Below are 16,462 nucleotides of genomic sequence, written 5' to 3'. Positions count from 1 at the left end.
TATGTGCCGGCCCTGACCGGCACAATCTTGCCTATAAAGCATGCGATGTACGTGGCTCAGAAGGTTTCCCAGTTTTCGGTCAAATCTGTACTTTGTGCTCCACCTTTACCGGCTTTAGAACCTGAAAGGTTCGGAGTCAACAGAGGCAGTCTTGCCGAAGAGGCCGGGTTCTGGCGCACGTTGTTATTTGTGGTCTGACTCAGCGTAAACACGGCCACAGATTGCGTCAGCAGGCTGGCCTGCTCTTCCAGTGCCGCCGAAGCGGAAGCGGATTCTTCAACCAGTGAGGCGTTCTGCTGCGTCACCCGATCCATTTCAGTAATAGCTTGTGCAACCTGCTCAATCCCGCGGCTCTGCTCATCAGAAGCCGAGGTGATTTCGCCCATAATGTCGGTGACACGCGTGACGGCGTTCACCATGTCATTCATGGTTTCACCGGCGCTTTCTGCCAGTACTGAACCGGTATTAATGCGGCTGACAGAATCATCAATCAGCCCTTTAATTTCTTTTGCTGCCTGCGCGCTGCGCTGCGCCAGGGTACGAACTTCACCGGCCACGACCGCAAACCCACGTCCCTGCTCGCCTGCACGGGCGGCTTCGACCGCGGCGTTCAGCGCCAGAATGTTAGTCTGGAAAGCAATCCCGTCGATAACACCGGTAATGTCGGTGATTTTCTTCGAGCTGCTGGCGATGTCATTCATGGTATCAACCACGTTTGCCACCACTTTCCCGCCTTTCTGCGCGGTTTCTGACGCACTCAGTGCCAGCTGGCTTGCCTGACGGGCGTTCTCAGCGTTCTGTTTCACCGTTGCAGTCAGCTGTTCCATGCTGGCGGCAGTTTCTTCCAGCGCAGAAGCTTGCTGTTCTGTACGGGAAGACAAATCACTGTTACCCGCCGAAATTTCGCTCGCGCCGCTGTAAATGGCATCAGCACCGTGACGTACCCCGGATACCGTGCGGATCAGTTCGTCCTGCATGTACTTGAGACTATCGGCAAGCTGGCCGATTTCATTACGGCTTTTCACGACTATTTCATGCGTGAGATCACCGGTTGCAATTTTGCGGATGGTATCGACGATATTTTTCAGAGGATGAATCAGGATGCGCTGCACGCCGGTCCACGCCAGAATGATGAATATCAGCAATACAATCAGGACCGTACCGAACATCCACATCGCATGCGTAAAGGAGCTTTCACTCACTTTCACCGCGTTGTTGTAGAGATGGTCGTTCTGATCGATATAGGTCACGAAGGCTTTTTCGAAGTTGTCCTGATATTGCTGCGTAGGCTGCTCGAAGAAGTCGTTGATGCGGCCCAGACCAATCAGTTCTATCAGTTCAGAAAGCGCATCATGAAGTACCTGATACTGTTTTTTCGCATCTGCGGCGTACTGCGGATTCTGGCTGGCATCCACCGGGATTTTTTGATAATTGGCGAAATGCTGATCGGCGATTTGCAGATCTTTCGTTGCCGTATCAATCAGCTCTTTTACCGTCGCACCGCTGCCCATCTGGTTAGCGTCGAGCATGAAACGGATACCGGCACGGTTTAAGGTGTTACGGGTCTGGAGCAGGTAGATCCAGCTGGCATTGAATTCTGCCTGCTGTAAACGGATCTGCTGAGAAGTGGTGAAGTTGTCTTTATCTGTCTTTAAAGATTTAAAGAACAAGCCTCCGGATACCAACTGTAAAGCACCGAAGACCACCAGTAAGATCACGATTCCCGTGACCACTTTCATACGGTTAAACATGTTGTTCCTTTTTGAATTGGATTTATCTGGAACAGTTATCGGCAGAAAGTGCGGGAACTTTATGTGAGGAGGATCGGATTTTTTCGCGGGAGAGAACGGGGGTCAGGCAACAGTGGCGACAAAACTCTTCAACAAGGCGATGCGCTGCACGTCAGGGTTTACCAGCAGGTCATTATGAATAGTCAGCACCACACCTTTGAGTAATTCGGTGGTGTTGTCGATTTGAGAAAGGACTTTGAGCTTATCGATATCATTACCGATTTCACGCCCCTTAAGGGACAGGCGCTTATTTGCCAGGCCGGTAGCCAGTTCGGACGTCATCAGGGTCACCAGACGTCCGGCAGCTTCCGGGTTTGATGCCAACTGATGGATATAATATTTGAGGAGCAACGGCACAAAATCCGGCGTAGCGCCTAATTGCGCACTCGCCATATTAAGCAGGTCAATCATGTGCGCAGGCACACGACTTTCCACCGCTTTGCGCTGTATCTGTAACTGTTTTCTGATGGCCGGTACAGACTGAAAAGGGATCACCGCGACGCTGTCGCAGGTTTTACACACGCCCGCGATGATATTTTTCACCATACCGCTGCCATCATCAAACGGCACATCGCGCAATTGATAACTTACGGTCCGTAAAGCCTCACAGACGCTACATACCGCCTTTTTCTCATCCCCTACTTTATAAATGATCATATTCTTCCTTAATGATGAACGCTGATGAAAACACTGGTTGGCTCTGTAAAGTACCACTTGATGTACCACTGAATCCCGGCACTCATGACAGTGATAATGTGGACATCAATACTGCTGTCGAAATGGAACGGACGAACCTGATAATTATCCCCGGAAGCCCTGCCGATTAAAGCAGCCACTTCATAAGGCGAGATGTCGCCCGTGCTTAACAAATTCTTTAGCTGAATTTCGCGTCTTGCCTCAAATTCAATATTTCCATTCTTTAAACATTCGATCACCTTCCATTTGATCTCTCTGAAACTCATGTGGCCTCAATGTACGCCAGTTGTCGTACTTAATCAAATTATCATTTTGCATCACATATAAATCCGTGAAGCCCCGCCATACCGGACTATCACGCCATATTCTGCAAAAAGATGCGTAGGAAAAGTGATTATATTTCAGGCAAATGGAAGGCATTACGCAAAAAAGCGCTGCAGGCTATGCAACGCTGATTTTCTATGTCAGTAAGGCTCGCAGGAAGTGGTCTTGCATTGCCCTCTCACGTTAAACAATAAATAACTCATCAGGGCCAGAGTCCAGACGCCAATCGCGCCATACATCAGAGTTCCCGCAAATCCCGCCGTCAGTGCCTGTTCCACCTGACTACGCGCTAACGTCACTTCACTGCCACTGGCAATGCGTTCAGCCAGCACATGATAATTCACTGCGCCGGGTATGATTTTCTTCAGACTTTCCGCTATGCCCGCAACCAGCAGACTGCCCATCAGCGCAATATTGATAGCCAGCGTAATCAGCCGTGCGCTGATATCCATTCCCGATGCCATGCCAGCGCGGCTACCGGGTACCGAACTTGTTGTCGTATTAGTGACGGGTGTATTGGTCATGCCCAGTGCAGCGCCCGCCAGCAGCGCACCGGGGAGCAGGCTTTGATGATAAATGACAGCAATTTGCATTAGCATAAAGCCCGCTCCTATCGTGAATAACCCCAGCGGAATGAGCCTTGCGGCACCAAACCTTGCGGTAAGTTTTTCGCCCAGCGGCGGCATCAGTAATGTCGGTAAGGTATACGCCAGCAAGGCCAGTCCGGTTGTGACACTGTCATAGCCCAACCCGCCCTGATAATAAACCGGAAGATAAATCATCAGCGGCCAGAAGCTGAAGTTCATGCCAATCGAGCCCATCAGCGCACCGGAAAATGGCCGGATACGAAAGACTGAAAAATCAAACATCGGGTGCGGATGACGTTTTTCTATCCGCACAAACCACACGGCGCTCAGCAACGTTAGCAGTAACAAGGTGCGTGCCAGCGTACCGCTCCAGCCAAGGACACTCCCCTGCGTGATGAGATACGTCGCGCCCAGTACGGTGGCAGAAAGCGTCAGCAAACCGCCCGCATCAAGCTTTTTCGCCTGTGTGTCCCGCGATTCCACCACGTTGATAAGTGCCAGAACCAGCGTGATGATGGAGATAAATACGTGGATCAGAAATACCCAATGCCAGCTCATCCACGCCACCAGCATGCCGCCGATAACCGGCCCAAACCCCAGTCCGAAACCAAACGTAATCCCCCAGGCAGCAAAGGCCTGACTGCGTGCCTTTCCTTGCGGAAATTGTGACGACAAAATCGCAATCAGGCACGTCAGCATGGCGCCGCCGCTCAGTCCCTGCAGAAAGCGTCCGGCAATCAGCCAGGCTGCACTGCCGGCCAGACCGCACATCAGAGACGTCAGCCCGAAAGCAGCGATGCTGATAATGAATATCCGCTTGCGTCCATAGCGGTCGGCCAGCGTACCTGTCGCCATCAGCACTGTCGTACAGGCCAGCGTGTAGGCATTCATAATCCACTGTAACTTGCGAAAACTGGCGTGTAATTGCTGTTCTAGTACCGGCGAAATCACCGGAACGCTGGAGATTTCCAGTCCGGACATCAGCGCTGCCAGACAGACTGCCATCAGTGCCAGGGTGTTCTTCATACCGTATTCCTGCAAATGTTCAGAGAACGACAGCATGTAAGATTGCGCGCGCGGTAGAAATCAGGCCCGATGCCATGTATCGTCAAGATCATGCCAATATGAGGATTCACTTTAATGCTCAAAGCTGAAATGAAGACGATTGCCTCTGCCCATTCTCATGCCCCGAAAAACCGGCGTCTGGTTCTGCTGGCTTATGAATGTCTGTGTACTTTTGAATTCGGCATTGCGGTTGAAGCCTTCGGTCGCGCCGATGAACTTACCGGCGAACCACTTTACGAGTTATCCGTTGCGTCTGTAGAAGAAGGAACCTTTGGCGCACAAGGCGGCGTCCGGCTGGTGGTCGATGGCGGGCTGGAATTGCTCGAAGACGCCGGAACGATTGTTATCCCGGGCTGGCGGAGCATTCACGAACCGGCTTCTGAGCTGCTGATTGCGGCACTGCAAAAAGCGCATCAAAACGGGACGAGAATTGTATCGATTTGCGCGGGAAGTTTCGTGCTTGGCGCTGCCGGTTTGCTTGACGGCAAACGCGCCACCGCGCACTGGAACAGCACCGACGTCCTGGCACAGAGATTTCCCAACGTACAGGTCGAGCACGGCATGATTTATGTCGATGAGGGCAGCATAATTACCTCAGCCGGTGGCGCGGCGGGCGTCGATTTATGTCTGCATCTGATCCGTCGTGATTACGGCATTGAAGTCGCCAACCGAACGGCACGACGTATGGTGACACCGCCGCTGCGTGAGGGAAATCAGGCGCAGCTTATCCAGCAGCCGGTTCCGCGCCACCAGACCAAAACGCTCGCGCCCATGCTGGATGATTTGCGCAGCCATCTCAATACGCCGCTGGTCATTGAACAACTCGCCACGCAGGCAGGGATGAGCCGCCGGACTTTCCTGCGTCGTTTTCACGATGCTACCGGCAGTACGCCGGGCGAATGGATGCTGACCGTGCGGCTGGAAAAAGCCTGTGCCCTGCTGGAAAACGGCAGTTTAAGTATTGATCGCGTCGCCGAACAGGCAGGATTTGGCTCACCGGAAACCCTGCGTCATCACTTCCGCCAGCGGCTGGGGACGACGCCGACAAAATGGCGGAAAGAGTTTTTGGAAAGAAGTCTGGTGGGATGAATTTGTGAAAGATGTGATACCTGTACGGCAGTGAACGTGAACCTGAGCGGGGTTGCTCGGTTGATGTGTTTCTAAGCTGCCTGTACGGCAGCACTGTTAAAACTGTATTAAATACTTTTTAATCAATCAGATAACACTACTTTTCCGAGTAAATCCAATGACGTTGAGCGCTAAATAAATCCCTTTTACTTCATATAGTTGAAAATGGTTTTGGGGAATGTTTTTTCAACAAAACAAGCCATAAATATTTTTTCCCTGTCATGACAGCAACCGGTCAGAGGCCTTGAGGTTGAATGCTCTGATCGGTTATATACCCCCCCTCTCCCCTGATATATCCCCAGTATTTGTGTTGAACCCTTTCGGATCTATTATGCTCTGAGTTTTTGCGGCATTTGCCGAAAAATACATACAGCAGCGCACCTGGCAAAGATCGGGGCGTTAATCTTATTTTGCCGGGAAATTGGAGATAAATCTAATGGAAGCGTTAAAGGTCGGCATTCTTCTGGAGGGTTCTCGTCCCGTTGGAGAAGGAATAAACGGGGCGCGAAGAGGATTTGCTTTCGTCTGCAATGAAGAGATACAAGTTATAGCCAAGTATCTTCCTGATAGAGAATTACTTTGCGAAGTTTTATGTGCACAAATCGGTCGAGAACTTAACCTTCCAATCCCTGAGCCTATTTTACTTTTTGACATAGAAGAAAAGCCACTTTTCGGCAGTAGTGATATTGGTTATCCAAACCTTTCTCATTATCTCGCAAAAGATTCTGAAAAAGAATTTATCATAGAGAAGTTGAAAAAATGGGTTCACTTACAATCAGCATCATTCTTTGATGAACTAATTTTTAATGCTGACCGGCACCCAGGAAATTTACTTTACGATGGAAATGAGTTTCACCTAATAGACCATGGTTTGACTTTACATGCATCATATCCGCCAGAGACTTCGCCAACCAGGTGGGATAATCAGCTGTTTTCATTAGCAGTTAATATTTGCAAGAATGAAATAGAAAAAAATGAAATATCCAACAATGGTAATTTTTGGACTGACAATTTAATTTCTAACCATGTTGTTGAGAATGCAATTGGCAGTCTCATTGGCGATAAAGTTATTGTAGATTCCCTGGGGGATTTCTTGTCTGTGAGGCAAAACCTGCTAAAATCTATGATTAGTATACGGGCTGGTGCATCTCAATCGGATTTTTTAAATGCTTAATTACAAAGAACTTTTTACTATCGCACAACGAGCCCCGAATTTTACGGCTAATTGGGCTCCTGTTTACCTTGAACCTATGATGGGTTCTGGGGAAAAATTCACTGTGATTATAGCCGCGTATGCTGAAGATGGCTCTGTAAGAGTCTGTAACGCGATCCGTCCACATGTTGTAAAAGCCATGTATGGTAATAAAAGTAATAATTTTAACTCAATTATTGAATTGATTATTCAAAGCCTAGAGAGTCATCTAAAAAAATATAATAACTTTTCTGGGTGGGTGTCACCAGTTGTTGCTGCTAGGTTAGGTGAAGTATCGCACGCACAATCCAGCGACATGACTGGTGTTTTAAGGCAAGCGGTACAATTAACAGCAAGTCTGTCATCCTTAGATTTCTTTTCTTCTGAGGATGAGAACGATGAAAGGTACTCATCTGAAAATACATGGGCTAGCCAGTTTAAAGCAAAAGTGATAAGTGATAAGCCATCATTTGAGCAATACTTCAACAAAGAATTTAAGGTTGATGGACAGGCAAGGGCTGCAAAAATATTTTATTTGAGCACAAATATCGCTATTAATACTGATCGATTGATACCAACAAATCTTGCAAACCACTTAGACCGTAACAAAGCAAGAATATTAGACCTATTATCTGTTAAAGATCATGATATATTTACACGAAATACATTTGAATTCTTGGTATATCGACCACAGGATGATGATCCAACATATGGAAAACCTCAATTTGTTAAATTAAATGAGGCTCTTCATACATTGCAAGAGATTGGTGATAAGCACTCGATTAGAGTTGTTCCTGTTACCACCGTTCAACAAGCAGCTGCTCGTCTAATTAAAGCAGAACAACAAGTCGCTTAACCCGGCCACCGAGCCGGTTTTTTTGTGTCCTAAACTATATAGTGTGATAAGATATTTCCTATTGCAATCATAGGAAATAAAGAATGAATAAGGCATTGGCTTTAGCCGCAGTGGTAATGTTATTGGCAGGATGCAGCTCACGAGTTGCAGATTTAACCGTAGCAAGCACGAAAAACTACAATATTAATTCCAACAACTTCGTTAAAGGTGCGCGCGTCACAGCGGAAGATTCAGCCCCAGTTGTTATCTTCCCACTCGGCATTCCAAACGTTAAAACAGCTATTGACCGAGCTATTGAGAAGAATAAGTGTTCTGTGGCGCTGTCTGATGTTGTTGTAACCCAGTTCAACCACTCCTTCTTGTTTGGTAAGTTCGGCTTCCTAGTCGAAGGAACTGAAGTTATTGACCGTGGCCAGCCAGGTTGCGAGAACGCCAGTTAATAAACCGAAATCATTATTCAACCCGGCCATTGAGCCGGGTTTTTTGTGCCTGAAATCTGGCAAAAACACCACTCTGCACTATTCTCAAATCAGCTGACACAAGAACAGCAAGCCTGCAAAGGCCATGAATACCTACCTACTGATAGCCCGTCGTTAACACGGGCTCTTTTTTTAACTACGAAACTAAAGATACTTAAGCCAAATTATAGTTATCAGTTATTGTTAACAAAGGAGTAACCCTCCTGTTCCTAACTAAATTTTTGTGATGATTCACTGACCCTCTTCTCGAGGGCTTTTTTATTTTTTCTTCCTGTCCAACGAGCCGGTTTTTCTTGTGCCTGTAATCGATATTCTTTAACACATAATAAACTTCTGAAAATTACGTTTACCCGCGTTTCCTAATTGTCTATTCAGCTCTACTGGCATAACTTAAATCCACAATTTATTAATGGGTTTATTGTTATGGCAATACCAGCTTACTTATGGCTTAAAGATGATGGTGGGGCGTTGATCAATGGCGGTGTGGATGTCAAAGATCGTGAAAAAAGCATCGAGGTCAAAGGTTTTCACCACAACCTGATGATCCCTACTGATAATGCTACGGGCAAAGTCACAGGCACGCGCATGCATTCGCCTCTGTTGATCGTGAAAGATTTTGACTGTTCCAGCCCTTATATTTATAAAGCTGTAGCGACTGGCCAGAACCTCGAGTCTGCCGAGATCAAATGGTATCGTATAAACGATGCCGGCCAGGAAGTGGAATACTTCAACATGCTGTTAGAAAAGGTGCGTATCGTTTCAATCACGCCAGCTATGGCATCAAACAGTAATCCTAACGACAATCACATGGAGACGGTTGAACTTAGATACGAGAAGATTACATGGAAGCATAATGATGGAAACATCATATTTTCCGACTCGTGGAATGATCGTCAGACTGCATGATTTAAAAAGGGGCGAAAGCCCCTTAGTCATATAGCCATAACTGCGCAATAGCCGACTCGGCGAACATGCGCACCGTTAGGGGCTTTCGTCTCTTCTCTACTTCTTCTTTCCTGGCCTTAAACCAACGGGTTAATAACGGAAGATTTTCCCAAGGATAGTAAGGTGCCAAACTCATTACAGACATGTCCACGCCAAACTTTTCATCATAATCATTGATGGCATCCATAAGCTCGTCGCCAAGCGCATAATCCTGAAGTGGCGTATCAAATCCTAAGGCGATTTCTTTCCAATCTTCTGAAATCGGTATTGAGAGTTCTTGCCGGAAAAATTCCAGAACCTGATTTTCGATTTCTTCTTCAGTCATCAGAATGAGGTCCATGCAATTTTGTCTGATGGCCGGGCAATGAGATTGTATTTTCGCCGTGTGTCTGCAGCTACCAACTGCAATAGAATCACGATTTCAGCATAGCCAAGCCAAGGAATCGATCTACCGATAAATGCACCTACCCTGTTGGTTTTAGCAAAACTCAACGTTTTGAGATTTTTACCGGTAGGCATGTACATGCTGACGCCGGGGGGAAATCTCATATCTTTGAAAACCGCTCGCGATAGTTTTGACGCCACGCTAGTTCCGGCGGTAGTGCCAGCGGGTTTACCGCGCGTTGGTATCCAGGGCTGCCCTGAGAGGATGAGTGCAGCACTTGAAACTTCTATCCCAGTCCGGTCAGCGAAGCTTTCTATCAATATAAGGTTAAATAGTTCTGGGGCAGTTACGTTTGCGTGCCCGTGGTAGAAATACGTTCCACCGAGCTCTTCAGTTGTGTCCATTCTCAATATCCTTTTGAAAAGAAGGGTTTTAGCATACTCCCACTATCCCTTGCTGAGCAATATATCGTCTTAACAAGCTATACTTGAAACCTCGCTTTGGAGGATTCTTTATGTGTGGACGTTTCTCCCAGTACGAACCCCGATCGCATTATATTGAAGTTCTGGCGCCTGACAGGGAGTTTGCCAGCGCCATCGATGATATCCCACTCGACCGTTATAACGTCGCGCCTGGTACTCGCGTTCTTCTGCTCAATCAGCGTGACGATAAAATCTATCTTGACCCGCTGAATTGGGGATATCAGCCAGGATGGGCGAAAGAGTCAAAGCGTCCGCCCATGATAAACGCACGCGTCGAAACGGTCGCAACGAGCCGCATGTTTAAACCGTTGTTCGAAAATGGGCGGGCATTAGTAATGGCCGATGGGTGGTTTGAATGGAAGAAAGACCCTTCTGACGCGAAGATCAAACAGCCGTACTTCATTTACCACAGAGCACACACTCCGCTGTTCTTCGCTGCCATAAGCCGTTTTCATCCGGAGGCGCCAGAAGCTCCGGACGATGATGGTTTCGTTATTGTAACGGCAGCAAGTGATAAAGGGCTGTTAGACATACATGACCGCCGTCCGCTCGTTCTTGACCGCGTACAAGCGCTGGAATGGCTGGATGTTGATACTTCCCCTGAACGGGCTCTTGAAATTGCCGAAACAGAGTCTGTTCCACCGGGTAAATTTGAGTGGCACCCGGTAACAAAGAAGGTAGGTAGTATCAGAAATAACGGACCTGAGTTGATTGAACCAATATCTGATCCGCTCATTTAGACTTTCACGCGCATCAAATCACTGAAGCGCGTTGTGTAGGCGGGAGATAGCATCTGGCGTTTCATTTCCCATGACTTTTGAATACCTTGCCCCGCAAACCAGACACGCCCTTTTCCACTGTGATTGATACCATCAAGCACAGCCATCAACTGTTCACTATTTGAACGTGGTTTGTACTCATCAAATAGACCAAGTTGCGCCACCCCTTGGCTATAAAAATCACCCAGCATAACTCCGCACTTCTGAAACCTGTGGCCATCCTGCCAGATTGCATCTAGGCACTGCGTGGCAGCGGCTACGATATCGCGGCTGTCCTGAGTGGGAATCTGCAACTTTGTACCTGCAGTTTTGCCGTAATAGACTTCATTCACAGCGAACGGGCTTGTTTTGATGAATGCAGAAATATGGCGACAGTACTGATGCTCCCCGCGCAGCTTCTCTGCCGCCCGCACTGCATGGCTGCATATCGCTTCACGCATCAGGTCATATTCCGTCACCCGGTCACCGAATGAGCGAGAGCAGACGATTTGCTGTTTGGTCGGCGCAAATTCCTCAAGCTCTAAACACGGCTCACCGCGCAGCTCTCTTACTGTGCGTTCAAGCACGATATTAAAATTCTTACGGATCAGCGGCGTTGGCGTATCCGCTAACTGCAGTGCTGTCTTTATGCCCATGTCATTAAGCTTTTTCGATATACGCCTACCCACACCCCACACATCCCCAGCGTCCACTAAGGCCATAAGCTTACGTTGTCTTGCAAGTAGTGAAAGGTCAACAACACCTCCTGTCTTCGTCCATTTCTTTGCAGCATGGTTAGCCAACTTAGCGAGAGTCTTAGTTGGCGCAATGCCTACGCCAACCGTGAGCCCAGTCCATTGCAGAACTTTCGCCCTCACTTCGCGCCCGAACTCTTCCAGATTTTGACAATTACTGACGCCTTGTAAATTCATGAAGGCTTCGTCAATAGAATAGACCTCGACCGCCGGAGACATTTCCTCAAGCACGGTCATGACACGTGAACTCATGTCTGCATAAAGCGCATAGTTGCTGCTGAATGTGACAATATTGTGCTTGTCGAAAAGGTCACGCATTTTGAAAAATGGGTCGCCCATCTTGATGCCAAGCTTTTTGGCCTCAGCACTTCTGGCAATGACACACCCGTCGTTGTTGCTGAGAACCACTACAGGTCGCCCCTTTAAGTCCGGCCTGAACACAGTTTCGCAACTGGCATAGAAGCTATTCACATCAGCCAGGGCAAACATTATTGAAACCCGTTAATACTGAAGGTGACGACCCCGAAGACTTCCAACTCATCACCGCCGTCATGCAAGACAATTGGGGGGAAATCGGGATTCATAGGCACAAGTTGAAAGACTGGGTGCGTACAAAGCCGTTTGACTGTGTATTCTCCTGCCAATGAAGCGATGATTATGTCACCGTGCTTTGCCTGCAGGCTGCGGTCAACCACAAGCAATGATCCCTCATAGATGCCCGCATCCATCATGCTCATGCCGGTTGCCATTACAAAGTAAGTCGCTGCAGGGTGATTCACGCAAAGCTCATTTAAATCAATACCTTTCTCAATATAGTCTTGTGCAGGAGAAGGAAATCCTGCCTGTACTTTATCTTGAAAGAAAGGGATCATGAGCTTTATTGGCTCAGGAATTGGGTAAAAGATATTCATAATTCACGCCCATAAACACTGTTCATGCATACAGTATAATCATGGGCATTACGTGCTGAAAAGCCCGATCATCAACATTTCTGTTATGCCGCTGATCGGCAAGGGAAGAAATTATGTGGTGGGTTCTTTTGACATGGTGGCCAGATTTTCAGGCCCGATGTAAGCTTCCATTGCTGCAACCTTTTCTGAAAGCTCTTTGATAGCCTGCACGGCCAGCGCAATAACACCGTTGTATTCCACAGTGTATGACCGTTTCGATTCGTCACGCTTGCGGACCAGCTTGGTCACGCTGACCGTTTCAGTCACTCTGGTCGTATTGCCCTCTTCGTCCATAACTTGCTTCTCTACCTGCTGTTCCTCTGTGCCGTACTCGTCGTTCTCATCGAAGGTCGAGCCAATGGCTTCAGGCAACACTTTCATCAAATCCTGAGCAATCACACCCGCTGATGGTGTGCCATCCGTCTTCCATGTGAAGGTAACGCCGTCAATGGCGTTAATTTTATCCAGCGCATTGAGGATCGGCGTGATGAAGTCTTTCTTATCACGGTCAGACGTTTGAGTAAGGGACACACACTGAATATTCCTCGGAACCAGAAGATCCCCACTGGCAGTATGTTGGAAATATTTGGGGCTACCATTCACAGCTGTAGCCATTGTCAAATCACCACTGTTCTCGGAGTACATACGAGAATATGCAAGGTTATTACCCTGGCCAGCCATAAAAGTGACGAAGAACGGCCAGCCGCCAGAGGATGCGGAAGCCCTTAGGTTTAACTGCGTCCCTTCAATAGCAACAGTCCCATTCAGAGTTACCCCCCCGGTGAACACTGGGGCAGCAGTGGGCGCTGCGCCTAATGCGGTACGTGCTGCGGCGGCTGTAGTTGCCCCGGTTCCTCCATTGGCAACAGGAATAATATTTTTACCTGTGAAAATCGGCCACCAGTCTGACCAATTAGGCGCTGCTGGGGTGAAAGCACCGGTGAGTCCACGAACAAACGCCTCTCCCTGGAATGTGATGTACATTTGCTGGCAGCCATAGGCTGACTTAGTCACATAAAGCGTCCCTGCTTTTGCAATCGGGTATCCGTTGTCAAGGATCGCATTCGCGTTTGCTGTCTGGTAGTAAATATTGAAATCAGTCACATTCCCCAGACTGTTTGGCGTCACCGTAGCATTCAGAAGACCACCGTCGGTGTAAGCTTTTGCCATGTCGGACGTCAGTTTTGCAAAACTACTGATATTTACCACCGTCCCGTCAGGGGCCGTCACACTGACAGCGCCAGTTCCCGTCATGATAGTTTGCCAACCGTCCATCTGTGACTGGTAGTAACCCAGCTGCGCGGCCAGGCGTTTGGAAAAGTCAGGTATCGAATCCGTATAAAAGCTCATCACCGCGTAAGCGGCTCCAGCAGCCACGGTTCCGGCTGATGTGGTAAGAGTCAGATGAGTTGCATCCTCAACGCTGGCGATTTCATAGATTTTAACGGTACCCGATGCTGGGAGCAAAAAGGCCTGCCCCGGTCCGATGCCGAATTTGGCATCCAAAAAGTTAGTGCCGGTACCGGTGACCTTTGTTGCCGCCACCGCGACTGTGCCTGTTTTATACCAAGCCATGTTTGCGTTACTCCAGATAATAAAAAACCCGCCGAAGCGGGTCTGTTTAGGTTGGGTAATTTATTTTTCACACGTCGTCGATGTGAAGTTTGATCTGCTAACCCAGCGCCAGCCAAAAGGGTCACCGGCTTTATACTGGGTTTGGCTGGCAACCTTGCGTACGCCATAAATCTGTACGGTAGTTTCCTGCCCTGCGATCAATGCTGTTCCAGTACAGACGGGCGCCTGCTTCTCAAGAATGCCTGAGCACCCGGAAACCAAAACCGCCAGACCAATTGCCATCATAATTTTTGTCATTTTTATGTCCCACAAATATTGATGACAGAACGATAACAACGATATTTATGAGGGTATAATTGGTTTAATAGATCAATTGTCTGAAATTGATCGTTGAAAACGATCGTTTATCTCAATTAATTGATTAATAAGCAGATACATCAAGTGCGTATACCACGTCGTTTGAGTTTGCATAGCCAACATTCTCGAGCTGATCACCTCCCGGACTGTCTGTCTGGGTAGAGGATATTCGAGTAGTTGACCCGTTGAAGTATGCATAGGTCTGAATGGGTGACTGGAAAGGGCGCGTTGCGCCCCCAGAATGAATAACGCCTACCATTAAGCCCGTCATCTGTGGCATTACCGCGTAATTTCCGCTGAGTGTGGTATCGATGTTGTACCCCAGGTTGGCCGGATTACCCGGCGTTCCAACAGCGATGGGTGGATTCATCACCTTGGTTTCATTGGTCAGTATGCACCGTCCCTGAGCGTCGTTTATCGCTATCCCCCACGCCGGTTTCGGCTGGGGGATGACGATGCCAAAAATATAAACAGTGACGTTACCTACGCTGCCGCCGGCAAGTCTGCCTACCGTAAGCGTGTATGCCCCACCGTTATTATCCAGCCGTCCATAGACACCGGTTACGTCGGATTTAAAGGCAACAACAAAGGGGCTGGAAACAGAGACGGCTAAGTTAATCACCCCACCGCTTCCGCCAAAGTTGTACACATTCTTTGAGATCAGACTCATCGGCGTCGTGTCTGGCGTTGAGAATGGAATACCGTACTCATCGACCAATATTGCCCCGTAATTTGCCATGTTATTGCTTCACTAAGTAGACGATTAGCCAGCCCTCTGCCGCCGTGAACGTCCCGGTTGAATAATCAGAACCGGCATTTGAGAGGGATACGCCGGTCGTTGTCGTCGTGATTTTTCGCCGGGCCGATGAAAGCGCAGCCCCCATGACCGGAGACTGCATGGCGGCCACCATATAACCAGCGGGCACGGCATACGACCATGCCCCCGACACCTGGTCTTTTGAAAGATAGATAGAGCCCAGTATCAGGATCCTCACCAGCCCCGTATTATTTGGGGTTCTCGAAGCACTCCAGGTTTGAATACCAAAATTCGCCAATCAAAATACCCCCGTCAGTTCGCCGATCTGCACGCGCAGCACTCCGTTACCATCTGCAACGCTGATCGTAGAGTTGGTGGTTTTCATCTTGCCGCCGGAGCCAGAGCCAAAGTTAACAAAGGTGCCGCCTTTATCCAGCCGCCAGCCGGAGACATTAGCCACGTAGTTCGTTGACTGAATGAAGTTGCCGATCTTGGCGTTATCAATGGTGCCTTCACCTATAAATGCTTCATTCATGAAAGTCTGCCCATTGCGAATGGCAAAAAACGCTTTCGGCGCGCCGTTCACGTCCGACATCACCACAAAGTTATTTGCGAGGAACGCCACCGTCGACTGCATGCCGGCAGGCGTATTCTCCAGCCCGATCCCCATACCGGCGGCGTAATACTGGCCGTTGCTGTTTATCCCTAACTTAATGCCCCACTGCGCCGAGGCCTTACCGTTCAGGTCAACCAGTGCCGATGAAGTTGTCTGCACCGTCGCTGATAGCTCAGAATTAGCATCGTTCAGATCCTGAATTGATGCGGATACCGTTTGTTGATATTCAGCGAACGCCTGCTGCCCGTCAGCAACGGTCCTTTGCGTTTCAGTAATACGCGCATTGAACTCAACAACCTGCTGTTTAACCTGGCCTGTTGCCGTTCGCTGCTCCTTCGAGTCACGGTCATTAGCCAGCGACGTTTCAATGCTGGCGATGTAGCTGGACTCATTGTTGTTGATCACTGTTGTCATGGATTGGTCGGCATCGGTCTGGGCAGTCTGAATAGATGAAATGGATGCCGTATTAGAATCAGTCGCGGCCTTAACACTATCAATCCTTGATCCCAGGGCATTATCAGCGGTCGTCCGCGCCGTCACTTCTGACGTAATGGCGGTGGTGTTGCCGTCTGTCGTGGTTTTAACAGCGTCGATACGGGTACCCAGGGCGCTGTCAGCAGAAGTTCGCGCTGTGGTTTCCGACGTAATGGCAGTCGTGTTGCTGTCAGTGGTCGCTTTTACTGAGTCAATACGCGTGCTAAGGGCGCCATCCGCATCGGCTCTGGATTTCGCTTCGGCGGTTATCGCCGCGGCGTTACTTCCAGC

General features: G+C 48.7%; 18 protein-coding genes and 1 pseudogene. 6 read left to right on the top strand and 13 right to left on the bottom strand.

Features of this window, described 5'->3' with window-relative positions:
* Positions 1–56: 56 nt before the first annotated feature.
* From J1784_RS12385 to J1784_RS12370, 4 genes are all read right to left on the bottom strand, one after another.
* Positions 57–1,751 carry a methyl-accepting chemotaxis protein gene (locus J1784_RS12385; RefSeq protein ID WP_217149475.1) on the bottom strand — a complete coding sequence of 565 codons (1,695 nt, stop codon included), beginning with the start codon at positions 1,749–1,751 and terminating at the stop codon, positions 57–59.
* 102 nt (positions 1,752–1,853) lie between these two features.
* Positions 1,854–2,447, bottom strand: coding sequence for a hypothetical protein (locus J1784_RS12380; RefSeq protein WP_217149474.1), 594 nt, complete (start codon positions 2,445–2,447; stop codon positions 1,854–1,856).
* Positions 2,448–2,455: 8 nt separating this feature from the next.
* Complete coding sequence (locus J1784_RS12375) at positions 2,456–2,752, bottom strand: hypothetical protein (RefSeq protein ID WP_217149473.1); 297 nt, start codon at positions 2,750–2,752, stop codon at positions 2,456–2,458.
* Positions 2,753–2,950: 198 nt separating this feature from the next.
* Complete coding sequence (locus tag J1784_RS12370; protein WP_217149472.1) at positions 2,951–4,423, bottom strand: MFS transporter; 1,473 nt, start codon at positions 4,421–4,423, stop codon at positions 2,951–2,953.
* 114 nt (positions 4,424–4,537) lie between these two features.
* Between J1784_RS12370 and ftrA the strand changes: the two genes are divergently transcribed.
* The 5 genes from ftrA (at position 4,538) to J1784_RS12345 (ending at position 9,023) form a co-directional block, all read left to right on the top strand.
* Positions 4,538–5,551 (top strand): transcriptional regulator FtrA, encoded by a 1,014-nt coding sequence (ftrA, locus tag J1784_RS12365; protein WP_238485503.1) that lies wholly within the window; start codon positions 4,538–4,540, stop codon positions 5,549–5,551.
* 475 nt (positions 5,552–6,026) lie between these two features.
* Positions 6,027–6,764: a HipA family kinase gene (locus J1784_RS12360; protein ID WP_217149471.1), complete on the top strand. Its 738-nt coding sequence runs from the start codon at positions 6,027–6,029 to the stop codon at positions 6,762–6,764.
* Positions 6,757–7,638, top strand: coding sequence for a hypothetical protein (locus J1784_RS12355; RefSeq protein WP_217149470.1), 882 nt, complete (start codon positions 6,757–6,759; stop codon positions 7,636–7,638). The genes J1784_RS12360 and J1784_RS12355 overlap by 8 nt, the downstream gene beginning before the upstream one ends.
* Positions 7,639–7,721: 83 nt before the next feature.
* Entirely contained in the window at positions 7,722–8,078 is a 357-nt protein-coding gene (locus J1784_RS12350; protein ID WP_217149469.1) for a putative periplasmic lipoprotein, read from the top strand.
* Between the two features lie 462 nt (positions 8,079–8,540).
* Positions 8,541–9,023 (top strand): Hcp family type VI secretion system effector, encoded by a 483-nt coding sequence (locus tag J1784_RS12345; protein WP_217149468.1) that lies wholly within the window; start codon positions 8,541–8,543, stop codon positions 9,021–9,023.
* Positions 9,024–9,045: 22 nt separating this feature from the next.
* On the opposite strand, the gene J1784_RS12340 is transcribed toward J1784_RS12345, so the two are convergent.
* Complete coding sequence (locus tag J1784_RS12340) at positions 9,046–9,402, bottom strand: DUF1493 family protein (protein ID WP_217149467.1); 357 nt, start codon at positions 9,400–9,402, stop codon at positions 9,046–9,048.
* Complete coding sequence (locus J1784_RS12335) at positions 9,387–9,851, bottom strand: STM2901 family protein (RefSeq protein WP_217149466.1); 465 nt, start codon at positions 9,849–9,851, stop codon at positions 9,387–9,389. Before J1784_RS12335 ends, J1784_RS12340 begins: the two co-directional genes overlap by 16 nt.
* A 110-nt stretch (positions 9,852–9,961) precedes the next feature.
* Here J1784_RS12335 and J1784_RS12330 point away from each other — a divergent pair, with 110 nt between their 5' ends.
* Positions 9,962–10,669, top strand: a complete 708-nt coding sequence (locus J1784_RS12330) for an SOS response-associated peptidase family protein (RefSeq protein WP_217149465.1) — start codon at positions 9,962–9,964, stop codon at positions 10,667–10,669.
* Here the strand turns inward: J1784_RS12330 and J1784_RS12325 are convergent.
* The 7 genes and pseudogenes from J1784_RS12325 to J1784_RS26890 all read right to left on the bottom strand — a co-directional run.
* Positions 10,666–11,931, bottom strand: coding sequence for a Y-family DNA polymerase (locus J1784_RS12325; RefSeq protein WP_217149464.1), 1,266 nt, complete (start codon positions 11,929–11,931; stop codon positions 10,666–10,668). The two genes, J1784_RS12330 and J1784_RS12325, sit on opposite strands and share 4 nt — an antisense overlap.
* Complete coding sequence (gene umuD, locus J1784_RS12320; RefSeq protein WP_217149463.1) at positions 11,931–12,353, bottom strand: translesion error-prone DNA polymerase V autoproteolytic subunit; 423 nt, start codon at positions 12,351–12,353, stop codon at positions 11,931–11,933. The genes J1784_RS12325 and umuD overlap by 1 nt, the downstream gene beginning before the upstream one ends.
* Positions 12,354–12,464: 111 nt before the next feature.
* Positions 12,465–13,967, bottom strand: coding sequence for a pyocin knob domain-containing S74 family peptidase (locus J1784_RS12315; protein ID WP_217149462.1), 1,503 nt, complete (start codon positions 13,965–13,967; stop codon positions 12,465–12,467).
* Positions 13,968–14,027: 60 nt separating this feature from the next.
* A complete protein-coding gene (cor, locus tag J1784_RS12310; RefSeq protein ID WP_217149461.1) occupies positions 14,028–14,264 on the bottom strand; it encodes a phage exclusion lipoprotein Cor in 237 nt (78 codons plus the stop codon).
* A gap of 124 nt (positions 14,265–14,388) precedes the next feature.
* Positions 14,389–15,063: a hypothetical protein gene (locus tag J1784_RS12305; RefSeq protein WP_217149460.1), complete on the bottom strand. Its 675-nt coding sequence runs from the start codon at positions 15,061–15,063 to the stop codon at positions 14,389–14,391.
* A gap of 1 nt (position 15,064) precedes the next feature.
* Positions 15,065–15,379, bottom strand: coding sequence for a hypothetical protein (locus J1784_RS12300; protein WP_217149459.1), 315 nt, complete (start codon positions 15,377–15,379; stop codon positions 15,065–15,067).
* Positions 15,380–15,847 (bottom strand): annotated as a pseudogene (locus J1784_RS26890) (DUF1983 domain-containing protein); the annotation flags it as partial.
* Positions 15,848–16,462 lie beyond the last annotated feature (615 nt).

This window comes from Rahnella ecdela (assembly GCF_019049625.1).
GTDB lineage: Bacteria > Pseudomonadota > Gammaproteobacteria > Enterobacterales > Enterobacteriaceae > Rahnella > Rahnella ecdela.
The sequence above is the reverse complement of the archived record's forward strand: the minus strand, read 5'-3'. Positions and strand labels throughout refer to the sequence as shown.

Excerpts from the sequence above, each read along its gene's own strand:
- J1784_RS12385 (WP_217149475.1), bottom strand. The coding sequence starts at position 1,751 with ATGTTTAACCGTATGAAAGTGGTCACGGGAATCGTGATCTTACTGGTG.
- J1784_RS12380 (WP_217149474.1), bottom strand. The coding sequence starts at position 2,447 with ATGATCATTTATAAAGTAGGGGATGAGAAAAAGGCGGTATGTAGCGTC.
- J1784_RS12375 (WP_217149473.1), bottom strand. The coding sequence starts at position 2,752 with ATGAGTTTCAGAGAGATCAAATGGAAGGTGATCGAATGTTTAAAGAAT.
- J1784_RS12370 (WP_217149472.1), bottom strand. The coding sequence starts at position 4,423 with ATGAAGAACACCCTGGCACTGATGGCAGTCTGTCTGGCAGCGCTGATG.
- ftrA (WP_238485503.1), top strand. The coding sequence starts at position 4,538 with ATGCTCAAAGCTGAAATGAAGACGATTGCCTCTGCCCATTCTCATGCC.
- J1784_RS12360 (WP_217149471.1), top strand. The coding sequence starts at position 6,027 with ATGGAAGCGTTAAAGGTCGGCATTCTTCTGGAGGGTTCTCGTCCCGTT.
- J1784_RS12355 (WP_217149470.1), top strand. The coding sequence starts at position 6,757 with ATGCTTAATTACAAAGAACTTTTTACTATCGCACAACGAGCCCCGAAT.
- J1784_RS12350 (WP_217149469.1), top strand. The coding sequence starts at position 7,722 with ATGAATAAGGCATTGGCTTTAGCCGCAGTGGTAATGTTATTGGCAGGA.
- J1784_RS12345 (WP_217149468.1), top strand. The coding sequence starts at position 8,541 with ATGGCAATACCAGCTTACTTATGGCTTAAAGATGATGGTGGGGCGTTG.
- J1784_RS12340 (WP_217149467.1), bottom strand. The coding sequence starts at position 9,402 with ATGGACCTCATTCTGATGACTGAAGAAGAAATCGAAAATCAGGTTCTG.
- J1784_RS12335 (WP_217149466.1), bottom strand. The coding sequence starts at position 9,851 with ATGGACACAACTGAAGAGCTCGGTGGAACGTATTTCTACCACGGGCAC.
- J1784_RS12330 (WP_217149465.1), top strand. The coding sequence starts at position 9,962 with ATGTGTGGACGTTTCTCCCAGTACGAACCCCGATCGCATTATATTGAA.
- J1784_RS12325 (WP_217149464.1), bottom strand. The coding sequence starts at position 11,931 with ATGTTTGCCCTGGCTGATGTGAATAGCTTCTATGCCAGTTGCGAAACT.
- umuD (WP_217149463.1), bottom strand. The coding sequence starts at position 12,353 with ATGAATATCTTTTACCCAATTCCTGAGCCAATAAAGCTCATGATCCCT.
- J1784_RS12315 (WP_217149462.1), bottom strand. The coding sequence starts at position 13,967 with ATGGCTTGGTATAAAACAGGCACAGTCGCGGTGGCGGCAACAAAGGTC.
- cor (WP_217149461.1), bottom strand. The coding sequence starts at position 14,264 with ATGACAAAAATTATGATGGCAATTGGTCTGGCGGTTTTGGTTTCCGGG.
- J1784_RS12305 (WP_217149460.1), bottom strand. The coding sequence starts at position 15,063 with ATGGCAAATTACGGGGCAATATTGGTCGATGAGTACGGTATTCCATTC.